Below are 17354 nucleotides of genomic sequence, written 5' to 3'. Positions count from 1 at the left end.
TGCGACGGCTGACCACCCGGCACTTAATCGGGCCGATAACACATCTCGAGGTGGGGGATCCCATCCTCGTCATAGGGCTCGCCATCGGCCTGAAAACCGAGCGAGGCGTAGAAGTCACGCAAGTGGTGTTGGGCGCCGATGCGGATCGCCTGTTGCGGATAGTGTAGCGCCGCAAAGTCGAGACCCTCCTGCATCAGGGTGCGACCCAGCTGCAGGCCACGAAACGGCGGCAGCACCAAGACACGCCCGATGGCGGGCTCGGCATAACCGGCGCCTGGATCCAGCAACCGCAGGTAGGCGGCCAGTTCGCCGCCATGCCGGACTTGCAGATGCCAGGCCTGGTGATCACGACCATCGATATCGGCATAGGCACACTGCTGCTCGACGACAAACACCGCTGCGCGGGCCTGCAGGATCTGGTACAGGGTACCGGTATCGAGCTGCTCCAGACGTGACCATTGCAGTTGCCAGCCATGGAGCGGGCCGGCGTGGGGAGCTGGGGCGGGAAAAGGCATATTGACTCCAGATAAGGCAACGTGACTCCGGATAAGGCAAGGCCAGGTTGCCACGCCAGATGGGCGCCAGCAGGGCCTGTCGAGCCGTGCCGGCGTGACACGGGCAGCCAGTATGCCATGGCTTTTCGTGCCGCGGCATGCGGTTATCCCGGCAGGTGGCAAACCGCTTCGACGTTATTACCATCCGGGTCGAAGGCAAAGGCGCCGTAGTAGTCGGCGTGGTAGTGGGGGCGTAGCCCTGGCGGGCCGTTATCCCGGCCGCCGTGCGCCAGCGCGGCCTGATGGAAGGCGTCGACCGCGGCGCGCTGGCTGGCACTGAAGGCGATATGTCGTGGCGTCGCCGGGCTGCGGCACTCGATGACCCAGAACGTGAAGTGGCCTGGCGGACCGAAGGCACACATCCGTTGGCTCGGGAAGTCGGCATTCCACTCGGCCACCATCTCGATCTGCATCGTCACGCCCAGCGGGGCGAATACGGCATGGTAAAAGTCGCGGGTGGCCAGATAGTCGCTGGCATAGGTGCTCAAGTGATCGATCATGCTAGGTCTCCATCGCAAGGGGCTGCCCCCGCTACTGACGCGCCGGGTTTGGCCGCGCTATAACCAACGCTGCAAAAAGGCCGCGACCCGCTGTTCGTAACCGGCTGGATCGAACCGGTACAAGTCGACATGACCGGCGCCAGCCAGCAGCCACAGCTGTTTGGGGCTGTGGATCGCCTGATACAGGGCGCGGGTCTCGTCCGGTTTGGTACTGGCATCCTGCAGCCCGCCGATGACCAGCACGGGGGCGGTCACGTGGCGTATGGATTCAATCGGTTGCAGTTTTGCCAGCGGGATACCGGTGCGCAGCGGGATCTGCAGATAGAGCAAGGGGGCCAGCAGGCGACCCGGGGCGCCCAGCCGGGCTTCGATCCGATCGGCGACCGCATCCTGGATGCGCGGAAACACCGACTCCAGCACCAGGGCATCCGCCTGTCGCGCGGCCTGGCCGAGCAGTGCCGAGGCGCCACCCAGCGAGGTGCCGATCACCGCCACCTTCTGGCAGCGCTGTTCACCCTTCAGATAACGCAGGCCGTTGTCCGCATCCTCGGACTCCAGATAGCCAAAGGTGATGATCTGGCCAGGTGTTTCGCCATGGGCCTGCAAATCGACCAGCAACGACGTGATCCCCTGCTGCTGTAAAAACCGGGCCCGTGCCACCATGCTGCTGCGGTCGGCATGCAGGCCGTGCAGCAGCAGCGCGCAGAGCCGGTTTCCGTCCGCCTCGAGCAGGGAGCCCCGGGTGCGGCCATAATGCACCGCCTGAAACGCCGGGTCGGGCATGCTGACCGGATGATTGGCTGGCCGCGAGAGCAGCTCGCCGATCATGCCAAGCAGCAGAAGGGAAGCCATCAGGCCGGCCGATAACAGCAACAGCGCGCGTTTCATGCCGACGCCAGCGACGACTGGCTGAGGATGTAGAACAGCTCCTGGCTCGGTGTTTCTGCGGCCACCATCGGCGGGAACTGGCGCTCGAACGCGGCGACCTGTTCGCTATCCAGGTCGAACACCGGGCTTGCGACAAAGGTCCAGTCACCCGCGGGCAGGGTGCCGTTTAATTCCAGTACCAGCATGGCACTGGAGAATTTGCCGTCGCCGGTGCGCAGTCCGAACCGCTTGCAGCTTTTAAAGCCGAAGCGGCAATAAAAGCTCGGGTCACCAAAGATGATGATGGCGCTGTGGCCTGCCAGCCGCGCCTGTTCAATGGCGTGACGGATCAGCTGGCCACCGTAGCCGCGGTGCTGAAATGCCGGATCTATGCTCACCGGGCCGAACGTAATGGTCGCGATGGCCCGCTGCTGGGCATCCACCATCTGCGAGCGCGAAAACAGGATGCTGCCGATCAGCTGGCCATCCTGCTCAAGCACAAAATCCAGCTCGGGGATAAAGTCGGCATGCTGGCGCAGACAGTGCACCAGATAGTGGTCGCGGCAGCCGGGGGTATGCACATTCCAGAACGCGCGGCGGGTCAGCGCCTCGACGGCGTGCCAGTCGGCTGGGGTTTCATGACGGATTTGGATCATCGATACCACCTTGTTTAGGGGAGGGGCTCGCCGTCACGGCCAGCGCAAGGCCGTGCGGGCGCAAATCAGACGGCCAGGCCGCAGCTTAGCCGGATTTAAAGCACAAGCCGAAGAACCGGCGGCAACAGTAAAGCATGCCGGCACCACAGGCGGTAAACCAGATGCCGGTTGTCAGCCAGTAGGCCAGTGCGCCATCGGCTTTTTTGATCATCGTCGGGCCGACCCGGCTCAGGGATAAGGTTTCGCCACTGAGTAGCCCCTGCAGATTGAGCCCCAGGCAAAAACAGCCCAAGGCAAAGAGACCGAGCAGGGTGAGTAGCAAGACTGCCCGGGAGCGGTAGCGCAGCCCCACCAGGCAGAGCAACGACAACAGCAGGGCCGGCACGCCGATCCAGAAGAAAAACTGGATCAACGCTGCAGCCAGCATGGAAATAGTCTCGGACATGGTCGCATCCAGCGGTGAGGAGGCCGCCCTATGGGCAGCAATAGGCGGTGCCTTCGATCATCAGCAGGCAATCGCGGTCAAAGAATTCGGTGGTGGCGGTCATCCGCGCCGGGCAACGCTGCGCGGGGAAATAGTCGAGGAACAACGTTTCCATCGTCGGCAGATCCTGCACCGCCTTGAGCCAGACATGCACCTTGACCATGGCGGTTAACGGCAGCTCCAGCCTGGCCAGCGTCTCATTGAGGCCGGCCATGGCGCTGTGAAACTGGCTGGCAAAGTCGTCGCCAAAGCCGCGATGCAGCCCGATAAACGCATACTCTCCGGCCACCACCGCCGAGGAGTAACTATAGGGTGTGGGCAGATACCTGATATTCGACATGGCTGGTCTCCAGCGGGGAAATAAGTTGATGCATCGGTTACGACATAATAGCCTTGCTACGGAATAGTCTTTTGCCGCAGGAGACGCAAAAATGTTTATAGCGTGGATCTTCGAGACAGGTTAAGGGTTGAAAAATCACCTTGTCGGAGCCACAGGAAAAACAACGTGCATTCTCGTTATCCTCGGTTTGGCATTCCGGGTGTTGCGACAAATATTCCGGCAAAGTCGGTAAGGTTTCCCAATCCTTTTGCTGCTGCGGTGAGTAAAATGCGAAGTAATAGATTAACCCATTGATCGCCAAAACGATGAAGCCGAGTAAATAATACATAATGCAATCTTCAGTCTCATGATTAAATGGGGTGGGGGAAGCGTTATAGGGTTAGCCGTTGTATTTATGGTGGTTTATTAATGCTGTGCTGCCAGCAAAATCATGGGTGCTTGTTATCATGACGAGCTGGTGTGTTATTTAAACATGGTTTGGCTGTTATGTAACCGGTAATGCAGCAGCGTTTTAATTCTGCGTCAGTCACATTGGTTAGGCTTCATAGCCTGACGCCTAACGTTTGCCGCGATTGGTTAATATCAACCCATGTTGCGCTGTTTATGCTTGATAAACGTTGGTCTTCGCCAGCTCAGCCCTGCCTAATCTAAGTGCTGGATATTCGAGGCGGCATTTGTAGAATTACATGTCTGAAACTTGAATGGCATAATGGCAGACAATGTTTCCACGTTATTGGTTGGCTTGCTTCTGCCATTGTTCCCGGATAAAAGCGATTAAGACTTCAGGCTCCTGGTACGCCCAGGGGGCAAGCACGATTTTTGTATTGGCAGCATAAATATGAATGCCATAACCAATGGTCGCAATCTGGGTGACGCTGTGCCATGGGATCTGTTTTCTGCCGGCGCTGATACCGCACCTCGTCACCCGAATCTGCGCTGCGGAATAAACGGAATAGATCGAACCCGCGATAGCGAGGATGGCAAAAGCCACTATCAGCAGCGCCGTCGGTGTATCGGTTGAGGGTTTTGCCGCAAAATAGAGAAATAAGCCACCCGCAGCAAACCCCGCCAGCAGGATAAAGCTGACGTAGATTTTATTGAGTGATGGGGTCTTGTCAGTAGTCACTTTTAAGTTTCTATCATTAATAGATGGTTGTTTTTGGATATCTGTGTTGGATAGTGAATGCGTTAGACGTTTTATGCATGATATAGCGCGACCCGGAGGCCTAATTCGGCGAAAATAGCAAACTCAGACCACAAATGAACAATAAGAACCATCTGCTCCAATTTTTAATGCTGCAAACGTAAAAGAGGACAGACACCCATTGAGCAAGCGCCAATGGCATAATCATTAAGAATAGCTGTCGATAATCTGCTGATGATGCTTGCGAGATAAACCCTACATACAGGCATAGTAATGTCGTGAGGGTAAGCCATGACACCCGGGTGACATGATTTATTCTGGTACGCAATGTATGTTGCATGGGGTTTAATTCACCATGATGGCCATTTTGTTCAATGACATTTCTCGTAGATTGGGCTGAATAACATGAAGCCCAACGTTTACCGCGGCTTTTAAATATTACACGCATATTGCGCCCTACGGGCTATTTGTTGGCAGATTTGGCACCTGAATGCTATTTCACATGATTAATGAAAAATTCGAGATATATCCTTAATAATTTCACTGCCTTTGATGTTAGGGTATCTACTGATTAGAAACGGTAGGTCTCTTTCTGATTTATCCGCTACTTCTAATTTATAGATAGAAGTCGACTCATCAATATTAACGAAGAGGTTGCCAATGTAAGTGGCTTTGCCACCAACAACGGTGAAAGGAATTGAAAATATTTTTGAGGTATATGTCACGTTTATACCTTCTGAGCGCCACTGATAAAGTTCATACTTCCCAGCTGGGAGTTCCGCTACAACCAGGCGTCCTTTTGGGTGGTCCCAATCCATTGGGTCTTGCATATTCCCGGTCATAAATGCTCCATCCCCTTGCTTCCCATTTTCCACCGGTCGGTAGTCAACAATCACGCTACTTAGGGAATGTGCTAAGGACATAACAATCAGCCCTTTGTCATTTTTGTGTGCCAGAGAGTAATCGCTTGGAACGTTAAAATTTGCGCAGCCTGCTAGAAATAGGGCGACGAGAAGAGTAAGGGTTCTTATCATTGCTGACACATATTTCTCCAATTTTTAACTAGGGTGCAATAGCGAAGCGTATTGCGTCAGATTTAATCATTATCGTGCCATGCTGAAATAATTGAATTTTTCAGTTTGTGAGAAACTATTATTTTTTCATCGAGATTTAACGCTAAAACAGGTGACGTTAACAGTGACACCGGTAGTCAATGGTCTTTTATTGTTGGTTATCGGTGTTGCCATTATGTGTTATTCGGCGCAATACGCTATGTTATTGCGCCCTACAGGCTTGGTGGTAGGCATACCACATTTTCCTTCACGATATACTTTGCGCCAACGAGACAACATGAAGGGGTGAATGTCCAGAGCTTGCGCGACTTCTTTCACGGAACGAGCTGGATCATGGCTACACCGCACGGCCTTAACCTTGAACTCGATAGTGTATTTGTGAGTCCGTTTCCCAGTGATGTAAGCAGGCATCATTGACCTCAATGTCGGTTAGTGATGCGTGTCCACTAAAGCGGGGCAAGACCAGAACAAGGTTGAATTATTTATTAGTTTCTTTTTGAAAATCTATTTTTTTGGTTTATTCACCAAATCTAGCATTTTGACCATATAAGATCGAACTTGTTCCGACGCACACAATTGAACAAGATCCTCCCAAAACAACACTCCGGCTTCATTTGAATGGTATTTTATATATTTTGAATAATTGCTGAATTTATGGTTCTTCATTTTTTCTGCTGAAGCCCATTTCGTTTTGCTTACTAATATGTAGAAATGAATTTCATAATTTAGTTTTTCCCTGATTGCATTTATTCTTTCTAAGTTTGATTCGATGTCTTTATTTACACTCCAATTGGTGAGATATTTTGCCTCAATCGCAACCATTGTGTTCGATTTTGGATCGTGTAGTAATATGTCAGCGAATTCACCTTTGTCACTACCAATCCCTAGTTGATAGCTATGATTATCAAAACTAACAGCAGGGTTAACAAGATGGATAGGATTATTAGATTTCATAGATAAATGTTCATTCATTAATGACACTCTATCTGAGTACCCATCTATCAATTCATTAAAAAAGTATCCGGCAAAAAACTTATAGTAAAGATTTCTTTCTTTTTCTGATTCAAAAGCATTAATGTTTACTGAAAAAATCATGGGAATTCAACTTTAGAAACTAACATTTTAGTTATGGGCGCGCGGCTTTATGCGCGTCCATGAACGCGGGGCAAATCCACTTCAGGTTTCGGCTCTTTCTTGGCGGTTGGCATACCAAATTTTCCTTCACGATATTTTTTGCGCCAACGAGACAACATGAAGGGGTGAATGTCCAGAGCTTGCGCGACTTCTTTCACGGAGCGAGCCGGATCATGGCTCCACCGCACGGCCTTAACCTTGAACTCGATAGTGTATTTGTGAGTCCGTTTCCCAGTGATGTAAGCAGGCATCATTGACCTCAATTTCGGTTAGTGATGCGTGTCCACTAAAGCGGGGCAAGTCCAGCGCGTAGTTGATAACCTGGTTATACATTTACGAGACTGCACCTTTGTCTATTGCGAACTTTTTACCTTTAGTCGTAAGAGTAGTGGAGATCCCACCTTTTGCACCAACATAGCCTCTAGTTACGTAACCTTTTGCCTCTAGGTCCTCTAGGTAATACTCGGTTTTCACTGTGTCAAATTTAGACTTTGATACAAACTGGTCATCAGTGACCCACCCTCCAGATTTTGCTATATCAGCGAGAATAGACTCTTGATCTTCATTGATTCTGTCGTCTACCTTTGGCTTAGTTTGCTGCTTTGGCGAGGGCGATTTCTCCGGGGCTGGTTCCGGCGAGGATGCTTGTGCCTGCTTCTCCAAGGTAGAAATAATGTCTTTTAGACGATCGATTTCATTATTCTTCTTCGTGATCTCATCGTCGTAATAACTTTCAAAACGAAGAAGCTCTCTACGTATCTGGCGTGACTCATCTAGAGTTAGAGGCGTATCGTCCTCAATCCTCTGCTTAATTTCTTTTAACTTCTTCTGCTGGTTATTCCAGTATTTGTAAATCCATTTGGCTGGGTGCGGATAAATAAGTATAAAGAACACCGCTGAAATTAGAGGATATATTGCCCCTCCCAGTAGCAAAGACCAATCTTCACTATATATTTCAGACTCAATATAAGAAATTTTGTCATTCACCTTCATGGATGAAAGAATGACAAGTATTGTTTTGTAATTCCATAAAGACCAAGATATTGCAAAAGCCCCAAACAATGGGCTTGTTGCTCTTTCATACATGCTTGCTTTTATAGACTTGTAAATATCGTCAATCATGGTGATATCTTCTTTTTATGTATAACGATCTGTTTAACCGGCTGTCCAGCAGCCGATGCTGAAAAAATGAATCGGCGGCTTACTGGCCAGTCCGGTGTTGAAACTTTTGTTGTATGACGCACAGAGCTGGATTGAAACGCCGCTTCTGTGGCAACTGAAATTTGGTTGTTGCTACAGGGCTGAGAGCTGAAAAAAGAAACACCCTTTGGCCCTGACGTGATTGCTGTGCTGATTGGGCACGAAGAAACAACCCCAGTTGTAGCCGTTCATCTCGAACTCAAAACACCAGGCAGGTTGGCCAGAGTGGGGAGTAGAGGGTATGGACCCGAAACCTGTTACAGCAGAGCTCTAATGCTCACCGTGCCAGATGACGCCAATTATTCCCGCCGCTGTTCACCGCTATAACTTTTGAACTTGGATTACATACAACTTCGACTTAATTGGCGGCACGTAGTGCCGTCCAAATTTAAGTTTTTGTTGGGTGTGATGCCTAAAATAATTTATTTATCTCTGTAAATATTTTCTCAAATCTATCAATGGTTTCATTAGAGAAATCAGAAAGACATGGGCTTGTTTGGTTCATTTTATTGGCAGGTCTATAGTGATTGAAACGGTCTCGTGAAATAAATTTATTTATTTGTTTTAAAACGGTTTCAATTTTGTCATCAAGCTCGGATGCTTTTATCTCTGGATAATCATTCACAAATGCTAAATTGAAGTATTTTAAGTATTCTTCTTTTGTGAAGAGATCTTCTATGTCAGCTGTTTTTTTGCCATTATTGGTAAATTCATCAAAAAATCTGATGTTTTTTTCTTTTATAATTTTTTGAGATATTAAGTCATCTACTTTCTGCTTGCCTTTTTGATCTGTAAACGTATCTAATAAACAAGCAACATTTAATTTTGAACCGCGTAAGAGAGAAATAAAAGTAGTTACTTTATCTAAACCACCTACAGGGACGATTGTAATGTCATCTCTCAGATGAGTTCTTTTTGCTTCCTCTAGGAGAGAAGAAAAAATAGTTAAATAAATTAAATCTGCTGGTCCTTCGACTAAAAGATTATTTTTGGATATAAATAGATTTTGAGCTATATCGTAACCTAAAGCAGCTTGTAATGGAAATAAAGTATTTGGGTCTTTTTCTTGAATTGAGTCAGAAATCATCGTTCCATCTGATGTCTCAAGGCAAGTTCTAACTCTGTCTAAATGTTGTGACTCAACCATAAATGGTGAGTGCGTTGTAAAAATAATTTGATATTTCTTTGATAAGTCACTTATGAATTTTAATAAATCAGCTTGCGCAGCTGCATGCAAACTTAAACCTGGTTCATCTAGGAGAAGAATGAAGCTTGTATTTTTATCGGATTGAATTTTTGAAAACCATATTATGAACGAGAAGAACCAATTAAAACCTTTACTTCTTCTATCTAAAGGAAGTGTTATTTTGTGACGTTGACTTTTTACTCGGATATCTAAGTGTTTTTCAGGGTGTCCCTGAGGATTGTTAATTGTTTGAATCTTAAACTCAATATCAAGGTTGGTATTTGTAGTCCAATATTTAAATATTTCATTTGTTATTTTGTTTGCTGATGCCTCAAGTAGTGCTATATATCTTTCATATTGACTATCTGAAGAGTTCAAGATGTCATTTGGTTTTATTCTGGCCAACTCAAATAAGGCTTTTGCTGTTTTTTCTGTTTCGGTTGTAATATTATTGGTATTAAGTTTGTTTATGTTTATCTTTCCTTGCAAGGGGTAATAGTCATCAAAATACCAAAATTTTGGTATTTTATTTTTAATGTGGTTGCTGTATATGTATCCCGCTAGAGGGTTTTGCCAATTTTTGTGATTTTTAATTATATTGTCTATTTCAGCTTTTATGTCAGGTAAATCAGTATCACCATCTAAAGCATCAATTTTTGAAATATCTGCAATGCATTGCAGAGCTATTAATTTCTCTTTAGTCTCTTGTGATAATTCACGTTTATCTGTCATTGACTTTAGATAATTATTTTCACTGCAAGTCATCCCACCAATAGTAGATATCGGATCTCTGAAATTTGAATTTTTTGTGAAATGTTTTGCACTAAACACACCATCACCAAGCTCGCTGTTTATCTCTTCTATTAGGTTGTCTGGAATGCTATACGTGCATGATAATATTTTTCCATCGTCATCACTATCTTCTTCAAAATCTATTAATTCATTCCTTGGGTAATCATGTGTTACATCAAAAACAAAGTCTTTATCTTCTTCAAAATAATTTGTTTTGGCTAATCCTGTTAGGAAAGATGTTTTTCCTGACTCATTCATACCTACAATAGTCGTAATGTCATTATTGATTTTGATGGATTGATGTTTTTGGAAGCTTTTATATTTAAAAATTTCAACATTAATTAACTTCATTAAGAAACTCCTTTTTGTATAAGCTAAAATATCTAATCCACCCAACATTTTAGTTATGGGGCGCGCGGCTTTATGCGCGTCCCAGTGAGCGAAGCGAACGACTTAAACTATTTGTTATGAATTAACGCCAGCTACAGAAAGTAACCTTCTCATTTCTTTTAGTGCTGATTCCTTTGTTGCGCGGAGATCTTGGGATAGATTTTTACAAAATGGATCACTAGTTGATTTCCCCATGATATCTATGCCGATTTTAATTATGTTTAAAATCAATTCATCCAGCTCATTTGGAATAAAAATTCTTGATTTGTGGTATTTTGATCGAAGAAGCTCTAATTGGCGTCTATAATCATTCCAATTTTCCAAATAGATCCCGCCGTTAACCATGCTTTCAAGCTCTAAGAACAAGTCATATAACTCAGAAACAGCTAAAGCTTGCTTCTCATAAACCCAACTAAAAGATGCTTGAAACCTGATTTTCTCGATCTCCAACTGATTTTCATGATTTTTTTTATCTTTATCTAGGAGATGCGTGACCAGATTGCGAGATAAAAAACCAATTATTCCTAAAACAAGTACATTGGATACTAAAGCTGTTGTTAAAACTTCAACCATAAATCCTCCATGACTCATAACATTTTAAATAACCTGCCCGCGTAGCGGGTCCGGCGGAAGCCCGAAGGGCTGTAGCAAAGTTGATTTATTTGTTAATATTTAAGGCTTGCCGTCTAATTCCACAGCTTTGTCTATTTTCCCACAGAGATAGAATAATGCCCAAAGCGACATGGATATAAAAACAAACACAACAATATATAAGAATATGGTGGCCATTGCGTTTTTTGTAAAAGCAATTGTTGTAAAAAGAAGCATGGACATTATCGTGATAGAACAGATTACGAAGGTAAATATCTTTGCGCGCTCTATTAATCGGTGAAACTTTGTGGATACGCGAGTTGTCAGCCTGAATTTTCTATCCTGAAGATCAATCCTAATGTATCTTGAACCAATGGAACCATATTGTTTTAGATTTAGGAATGCACCAGGCTCTTTTATGAACCATTGTATTTCGTCTGTGGTTAGTTTCTTTGTGGTCAATCTGCTCAATACGACTAATATTTCCGCATGGTTGTTTTCTATCGACTCGCTCGATAGTTTTTTAATGTTCTCATATATTTCATGTAAGCCTTTAGATTGCTCGGTCTTAAATTCTTGAATCTTATGCCAAATAGGTATTCCAGTTGCAATCGATAAAACAACTGCAATGATTTTTGCTAGTTCAGGTATGAAGTTATTTAATACGTAATCCATGATTCAATCCATGAAATATGTTGGCCTATCAGATGATTAACGTCTGTTTAACCGGCTGGCTGCAACCGGTGTTGAATAAGGAGCGGCTGCTTATAGCCAGTCCGGTGTTTAAACTTTTGTTGTGCCGTTGCGATGAAGCCGGCTATGCCAGCCGCTTGGGCAACAACGAAATATAGCCGTTGAAACGGACTGGCCTGAACAGCGTCACGAAGAATAGAACGCTGATTCATCGAAACCAACCCAACCTGATTGAGCAAAGAACCGCAGCCGATACGGGCATGGTTCTCGGATTTATTTGGAACAAAGAAGAGTAGGGCGCTGATGCCGATGTTTAACCTGGACCTGCTAACACCACAGAAGAAAACAGCGCAATTGCTGGTATTCAAACTGAACTTCAATCGGCCGCCAAGATGCTGCTGACAGCGCATTGGTTTGGATGATTCACCCAACCACAACGACCGAGCTCGAAGACCTGCAGGATTCAAAATTGCCAGCTATCTAAACCGCTCTTGCCACTACAACTCAGTTGCTTGGCAAACCGCACAACATTTTAAATAACCGGACCGCGAAGCGGGTCCGGCGGAAGCCCGAAGGGCTGAAGCGAAGTTGATTTATTTGTTATGTAAGAAAGAGGCTGATTCATAATGACGGACTATTTTAGTCACCTGCGTAAAACAGTAGCATTCGAACTTTGCGTTGAATGGCTATTGCCCCCTGGATGGAAAAACTAATCTTGTTGGGTATTCTGATTTGATTTTACTTGCACCATATAAAGCAGAACTATGGCCGTGACTACACCAATAAAGACTCCAAAAATTGGTGCGACAGGACAAAGGGTTTGCACCCCAACTCTCCACCATTCTGGTATGGCGATGCCAAATAAAGGGCCACAGTGAGGCTCCATGGTAATGTATATTGGCTCCTCACAAATACCACCAACATTCCACAGTGGGGCAATGAGTGCATATGACGCCATGGATAATATCGCAGCAGCAACAGCAATAAGACAGGCCATAGGGTTTGTAATGTATTTCATTTTTAACCTCTGGTTTGATCATAACATTTTAGTTATGGGGCGCGCGGCTTTATGCGCGTCCCAGTGAGCGAAGCGAACGACTTAAACTATTTGTTAGGAAACTGACTTCAATTTTAAGCTGCTAAAATGGTAGTTGTTATCGCAGTGACAACACCAACGATAATACCAGTAGCTAGTGCAAATAACCTATCATTTCTACGAGTTCGATAGTTTGATAAATAAAGACAACCTTTTGCTGATAACGAAAACTTCTGTTCACTTAACTTTTGTAAATTACCGATCGCTGTAAAGTCCCTATCTCCATCAGAAGCTTTCTTATCGGCGTTATGACAAGCATAAAATTCTCGGGCAAGCAATTGCTCTTTTAATTGTGTGTTATCTCTTTTATCAAAATAATCATCATCTAGTAAATCATTGGCAACCAGAAATGCGATAGGATAGAAGTCTCGATGATCATTATGTTTTTTTGTAATAAGTTTCGATAATTCATACAGTGACACTTCACCGTTTTTATCAATAGCTTTTAATAGCCTAATTACAATGTTACTCACGAGTTACCTCTGCAGTTCCCTAACAATCTTTTTTAAGTGGTGAAATGCCATATATCGTGAATATTCTTGCCATCTATCACGCAAGCGCTCTTCGAGATGGCACTCCTATCCTGTTATCCCTACACAGTTTTTTCCAGCGGAGCAAACTGGCGGCTGGATAGGCGGCATAATCGCCGCCTAGGGCACATATGGACTCACTAGGGCCATTACCGAGCGATGCTCGGCAAACATCATGGCTACCGCCCCTGACTTGCGGCTGTCACTGTGCCGATGGGCGGGATGGCGGCGCGGTCTGGCAGTGCCAACAGGCACCTTGCGCTTTTTGAGTCTCTAGGCTAGCGCAATCGTTTTGCTGATGGAATGGCCTCGTTTGGCCAAGATCATGTTTTATTAAGTTTTTATTCAATAGAGGATGTTTGTGCAGGTCACCGCCACCGGCCGCCAACAGCGATTGGACCGAGGCGCGCCTGGCACGCCTATCGCTAGCTGCGCTGGCTCCGACAAGTGTTTGTGGTTGCTCGGGACATCACGATTGCCCATCAGGGCGGCGGTTGTGTTGATGGGCGCGGGCTGTGGAGCAAGCGGCAGAGCATCGCGCGCTGCGCTGGCTCCTACAAGTGTTTGTGGTTGCTCGGGACATCACGCTTGCCCATCAGGGCGGCGGTTGTGTTGATGGGCGCGGGCTGTGGGGCAAGCGGCAGAGCTTCGCGCGCTGCGCTGGCTCCTTCAGTGGCCTGGCGGGTTCGCTGCCACCTGCCGCCATCGGCCAGGTCAGATTGGGGTCGACTGGCCCGGCCATAGGTCGGCATCGGCCCCGGCTGAGAGCTAGGGCGACAGCCGATGCCTCCTTGTCACGTTGGCGTCAATTGGGCGTCACATTCCCGCTTTAGAGTGAGCACTCCAAAACTCGGGATGGAGTGACAACATGCGTTCGGGATGGGTTTTATCTGCACTGGCAACGGCCCTGCTGCTGGCGGGGTGTGGCAATGATGACGCCGAGACAACGGCTCCGCCAAGCGTGGTCAAGATTGGCGTCATCAGCGACGTGCATGTGTTCGATGCGGTGAAGCTCGGTGGTGTGCCGGGCGAGCCGGCGTATGAAGAGGCCATCGGCAAGGATCGCAAGGCGTTCCTGCAGAGCGAGGCCTTGCTGCAGTCGGCGCTGGATCGGCTGGTGGCGGCGGGTAATCAGCTCATTCTCATCACCGGCGATCTGACCAAGGATGGCGAACAGTACTCCCACGAGGCGCTGCGCGCAGCGATTGCCAGGGTGCAGGCCAAGGGCGTCAAGGTGCTGCTGATCCCCGGCAACCACGATATGAACAACCCTTATGGCAGCAGTGGCGCCATCTTCCTGGAACAGAACAGTCAGGGCGCCGAGGTGGGATCCATCGCCCCCTATATGCAGCATACCGACGGCAGCCCGCTGTATGATGTGCCGCGTTTCGATAGCTTCTATGCCGACTTCGGTTTTAACGATGCGCTGGCGCGCGATAGCCACTCCTTCTCGTATGTCAGCGAGCCGGTGCCCGGTCTCTGGGTGCTGGCGCTGGATCTGGCCAACAGCTCGTTGCCGCAGGCGACCAGCAACTGGTCCACAGAGGCCGGACGGCAGGACTACCCGCCAACCGGCGGCTCGCTGCTGGCGCCGCAACGGGCGCAGACCTGGGCCTGGGTGAAAACCATGGCCGCGCGCGCCAAGGCCGAGGGCAAGGTGCTGCTGACCATGAGCCACTTTGGCGGCATCGAACACTTTACCGGCCAGAACCTGCTGATCCCCGACTATGTGCTGGATGGCGCCGGCAAGGCCTCCTACCTGCAGGGGTTGCAGTGGTCGCCCTATGTCGAGACCTTCACCGCGGCCGATGGCAGCAGCGGGCAGATCAGCTATCAGACCAGCAGCGAATACGTGTCGCGGGCGCTGGCCGAGGCCGGGGTCAACCTGCTGCTGAGCGGCCATTTCCACGCCAACGACATAGCGCGCCGCGATTATGGCAATGGCAACTTCCTGATCGACATCGAGACCGGGGCTACCGTCAGCTATCCCGCCTCGATGCGCCAGCTGGTGCTGGATTTGCCAAGCAAGAGCCTGAGCGTGACGACCGATATCGAAGCGGTGCAGGCCGATGTGCCGGCGGCGGATCTCGAGGAGCTGGTGGATGCCATGGCGGATAACCTGCTGGCGGCATTGGGGCTGGAGGTGCCGGATGCATTGGCCAATCTGCTGGATGCGCTGCTGCTCAAGCGGCCGCTGTGGAACTTGATGGTCGATCTCTACCTGGTTGGCCAGGGGCTGAGTCCGCAGACTGATCAGGCGCAAGGCGAGGCGGCCATGCTGGCGGCGCTGCCCAGCGGTGTGACGAAAGACGAGCTGCAGGCCACCACCCTGACCACGCTCATCTCGACGCTGCTCAAGGCGCACTACGCCGGCGACGAGGGCAGCAATCCGGATCTTGGTGCCAGCCAGCGCTTTGCCATCGGCTGGCTGACCCAGGTCAACGCCAGTCAGCTGCAGGCGTTGATGACGGCGCAGCTCACCGCGATGCAGTTGCAAGGCCAGGTGCCTGACAGCGTGCTGGCGCAATTTAGCCAGATGGTGCCGTTGATTGGCCTGGTCGGTTACGGTGTGGTCAACGATCCGACCCCGGATCGCAACGTGCACATCGACTTGACCAGCGGGCAGCTGGAGGCGCGCTGAGGCGCGGGCCGGTTGACCGTCTGCAGGACAAGGTTGCGGCACGCCGGTTTTCAGCCGGCGTGCCGCAACGGCTCAGGATTCGAAACCGAGCCCCAGCTTGTCCATGGTCTGCAAGAACCAGTCGCGCTGCCCCTGATTGTGGTCTGAACAATCCAGCCGCCACTGCATCAGGCGGATTGCCGGGTAGGCGATGGGCTCCGGCGGGAACGGCAGCGTCGGCTGGCGTACCATCTGCAGCCGGGTGCGCTCGGTATCCAGGCCATGCACCAGATCCAGCAGCACATTGCCGGCAAAGCGGCTGGCGCCGACGCCGAGGCCGGTAAAGCCGGCGGCGTGGGCCACCTTGCCGCGGTAGGCACTGCCGAAGAAGGCGCAGAAGCGGGTACAGATGTCGATCGCGCCGCCCCAGGCATGGCTGAATCGCAGCCCGGCCAGCTGCGGGAAGGTGGTGAAGAAGTGGCTGGCCAGCTTGTGGAACGAGGCGTGGCTGTGCTCGTACTCCTCACGCACCTGGCCGCCGAAGTGGTACAGGGCGTCGTAGCCGCCGAACAGGATGCGGTTGTCACGGGTGATGCGGTAGTAGTGGAACTGGTTGGCCATATCGGCCAGCCCCTGACGGTGCTGCCAGCCGATGGCCGCCAACTGCTCGGCGCTCAGCGGCTCGGTCATCAGCGCGAAGTCGTAGACCGGAATGGTGTGCAGCCGGTAACGCTTGAGCAGCGATGGAAAGACGTTGGTCGCCAGGATCACCCGCGCGGCATCGACGCTGCCGTGGGGGGTGACGACGTCAACGCGTCCACCCGCGAGGCGGCGCAGGCGCTCGACCGGGCTCGATTCATGGATGATGACACCGAGCCGGCTGGCCAGCTGGCCGAGACCGACCACCAGTTTCGCCGGGTTGAGCATGGCGGTGTCGGTACCGTCCCAGTGGCCGGCGAGGAAGGTCGGCGAGTTGACCTCGGCGCGCACTTGCGCCTGATCGAGGAAGCCGTCGCCACGCAGTTCGTCGACCTGATGGGGTTCGACCGCCACCACCAGTTCGCCGGTGCGCTCGAAATCGCAGTCGATCTGGTACTTTTCCAGCGTTGCCTGCATCTCGTCGAGGTTGTCGATGCCCATGCGATACAGGGTGTCGTACTCCTCCGGCCAGCGACGCTGGCCGTTCTTCTCGCCGTGGGTCAGGCTGGCCTCGCAGAAGCCGCCGTTGCGCCCGGAGGCGGCCCAGCCCAGCTGGCGTGCTTCCAGCAGCATCACCTGGCTGTCGGGGAAGCGCTCCTTGGCCAGCACGGCACTCCACAGGCCGACCAGGCCGCCGCCGACGATCACCAGATCGCTGCGGCCATCGCCCCCTAGGCGCGGGTAGCGTGGGCGCTCCGGCAGGGCATCCAGCCAGTAGGGGGCGTGGCGGGTGTCAGCGAGTGCCGCGCGGATGGTCTGTTCCGGGGGTAACTGACGTTCAAACACCGTCTGTAACATAACAACT

At 50.0% G+C, this 17354-nt stretch carries 21 protein-coding genes; 1 reads left to right on the top strand and 20 read right to left on the bottom strand.

Annotated elements, in window-relative coordinates; all coding sequences use genetic code 11:
• Window positions 1-23 precede the first annotated feature (23 nt).
• The 19 genes from ACFOSS_RS14130 to ACFOSS_RS14040 form a co-directional block, all read right to left on the bottom strand.
• On the bottom strand, window positions 24-515 hold the full coding sequence (locus ACFOSS_RS14130) for a GNAT family N-acetyltransferase (RefSeq protein ID WP_377153612.1): 492 nt from the start codon (window positions 513-515) through the stop codon (window positions 24-26).
• Between the two features lie 143 nt (window positions 516-658).
• A complete protein-coding gene (locus ACFOSS_RS14125; protein ID WP_377153610.1) occupies window positions 659-1054 on the bottom strand; it encodes a VOC family protein in 396 nt (131 codons plus the stop codon).
• A 57-nt stretch (window positions 1055-1111) separates the two neighbouring features.
• Window positions 1112-1942 (bottom strand): alpha/beta hydrolase, encoded by an 831-nt coding sequence (locus ACFOSS_RS14120; RefSeq protein ID WP_377153608.1) that lies wholly within the window; start codon window positions 1940-1942, stop codon window positions 1112-1114.
• The gene (locus tag ACFOSS_RS14115; protein ID WP_377153605.1) at window positions 1939-2577 is read right to left on the bottom strand and encodes a GNAT family N-acetyltransferase; all 639 of its coding nucleotides are present in this window, start codon (window positions 2575-2577) and stop codon (window positions 1939-1941) included. The genes ACFOSS_RS14120 and ACFOSS_RS14115 overlap by 4 nt, the downstream gene beginning before the upstream one ends.
• An 85-nt stretch (window positions 2578-2662) precedes the next feature.
• Complete coding sequence (locus tag ACFOSS_RS14110; RefSeq protein WP_377153603.1) at window positions 2663-3022, bottom strand: hypothetical protein; 360 nt, start codon at window positions 3020-3022, stop codon at window positions 2663-2665.
• Window positions 3023-3050: 28 nt separating this feature from the next.
• A complete protein-coding gene (locus ACFOSS_RS14105) occupies window positions 3051-3401 on the bottom strand; it encodes a RidA family protein (RefSeq protein WP_377153601.1) in 351 nt (116 codons plus the stop codon).
• A gap of 37 nt (window positions 3402-3438) precedes the next feature.
• Window positions 3439-3729 carry a hypothetical protein gene (locus ACFOSS_RS14100; protein WP_377153599.1) on the bottom strand — a complete coding sequence of 97 codons (291 nt, stop codon included), beginning with the start codon at window positions 3727-3729 and terminating at the stop codon, window positions 3439-3441.
• Window positions 3730-4131: 402 nt separating this feature from the next.
• Window positions 4132-4527, bottom strand: a complete 396-nt coding sequence (locus ACFOSS_RS14095; RefSeq protein WP_377153597.1) for a hypothetical protein — start codon at window positions 4525-4527, stop codon at window positions 4132-4134.
• A 524-nt stretch (window positions 4528-5051) separates the two neighbouring features.
• On the bottom strand, window positions 5052-5588 hold the full coding sequence (locus ACFOSS_RS14090) for a hypothetical protein (RefSeq protein WP_377153595.1): 537 nt from the start codon (window positions 5586-5588) through the stop codon (window positions 5052-5054).
• A gap of 210 nt (window positions 5589-5798) precedes the next feature.
• The gene (locus ACFOSS_RS14085) at window positions 5799-6029 is read right to left on the bottom strand and encodes a transposase (protein WP_377153593.1); all 231 of its coding nucleotides are present in this window, start codon (window positions 6027-6029) and stop codon (window positions 5799-5801) included.
• Window positions 6030-6122: 93 nt separating this feature from the next.
• Complete coding sequence (locus ACFOSS_RS14080) at window positions 6123-6713, bottom strand: hypothetical protein (protein WP_377153592.1); 591 nt, start codon at window positions 6711-6713, stop codon at window positions 6123-6125.
• Between the two features lie 47 nt (window positions 6714-6760).
• Window positions 6761-7003, bottom strand: coding sequence for a transposase (locus ACFOSS_RS14075; protein WP_377153590.1), 243 nt, complete (start codon window positions 7001-7003; stop codon window positions 6761-6763).
• Between the two features lie 82 nt (window positions 7004-7085).
• The gene (locus ACFOSS_RS14070) at window positions 7086-7874 is read right to left on the bottom strand and encodes a hypothetical protein (protein ID WP_377153588.1); all 789 of its coding nucleotides are present in this window, start codon (window positions 7872-7874) and stop codon (window positions 7086-7088) included.
• A 490-nt stretch (window positions 7875-8364) separates the two neighbouring features.
• Entirely contained in the window at window positions 8365-10281 is a 1917-nt protein-coding gene (locus ACFOSS_RS14065) for an AAA family ATPase (protein ID WP_377153586.1), read from the bottom strand.
• A 114-nt stretch (window positions 10282-10395) separates the two neighbouring features.
• The gene (locus tag ACFOSS_RS14060; RefSeq protein WP_377153583.1) at window positions 10396-10893 is read right to left on the bottom strand and encodes a hypothetical protein; all 498 of its coding nucleotides are present in this window, start codon (window positions 10891-10893) and stop codon (window positions 10396-10398) included.
• 99 nt (window positions 10894-10992) lie between these two features.
• A complete protein-coding gene (locus ACFOSS_RS14055) occupies window positions 10993-11586 on the bottom strand; it encodes a hypothetical protein (protein ID WP_377153581.1) in 594 nt (197 codons plus the stop codon).
• A 47-nt stretch (window positions 11587-11633) separates the two neighbouring features.
• Window positions 11634-12041 (bottom strand): hypothetical protein, encoded by a 408-nt coding sequence (locus tag ACFOSS_RS14050; RefSeq protein WP_377153578.1) that lies wholly within the window; start codon window positions 12039-12041, stop codon window positions 11634-11636.
• 272 nt (window positions 12042-12313) lie between these two features.
• The gene (locus ACFOSS_RS14045) at window positions 12314-12622 is read right to left on the bottom strand and encodes a hypothetical protein (RefSeq protein ID WP_377153575.1); all 309 of its coding nucleotides are present in this window, start codon (window positions 12620-12622) and stop codon (window positions 12314-12316) included.
• A 113-nt stretch (window positions 12623-12735) separates the two neighbouring features.
• Window positions 12736-13173 carry a hypothetical protein gene (locus ACFOSS_RS14040; protein WP_377153573.1) on the bottom strand — a complete coding sequence of 146 codons (438 nt, stop codon included), beginning with the start codon at window positions 13171-13173 and terminating at the stop codon, window positions 12736-12738.
• A gap of 925 nt (window positions 13174-14098) precedes the next feature.
• Between ACFOSS_RS14040 and ACFOSS_RS14035 the strand changes: the two genes are divergently transcribed.
• A complete protein-coding gene (locus ACFOSS_RS14035; RefSeq protein ID WP_377153571.1) occupies window positions 14099-15871 on the top strand; it encodes a metallophosphoesterase family protein in 1773 nt (590 codons plus the stop codon).
• 72 nt (window positions 15872-15943) lie between these two features.
• Here the strand turns inward: ACFOSS_RS14035 and ACFOSS_RS14030 are convergent, their stop codons facing one another.
• Window positions 15944-17347 carry an NAD(P)/FAD-dependent oxidoreductase gene (locus tag ACFOSS_RS14030; RefSeq protein WP_377153569.1) on the bottom strand — a complete coding sequence of 468 codons (1404 nt, stop codon included), beginning with the start codon at window positions 17345-17347 and terminating at the stop codon, window positions 15944-15946.
• Window positions 17348-17354: the final 7 nt, after the last annotated feature.

Origin of the sequence: Pseudaeromonas sharmana, assembly GCF_042649925.1 — a bacterium.
GTDB classification, from domain to species: domain Bacteria; phylum Pseudomonadota; class Gammaproteobacteria; order Enterobacterales; family Aeromonadaceae; genus Pseudaeromonas; species Pseudaeromonas sharmana.
This window is presented reverse-complemented; position numbering and strand designations above follow the sequence as displayed.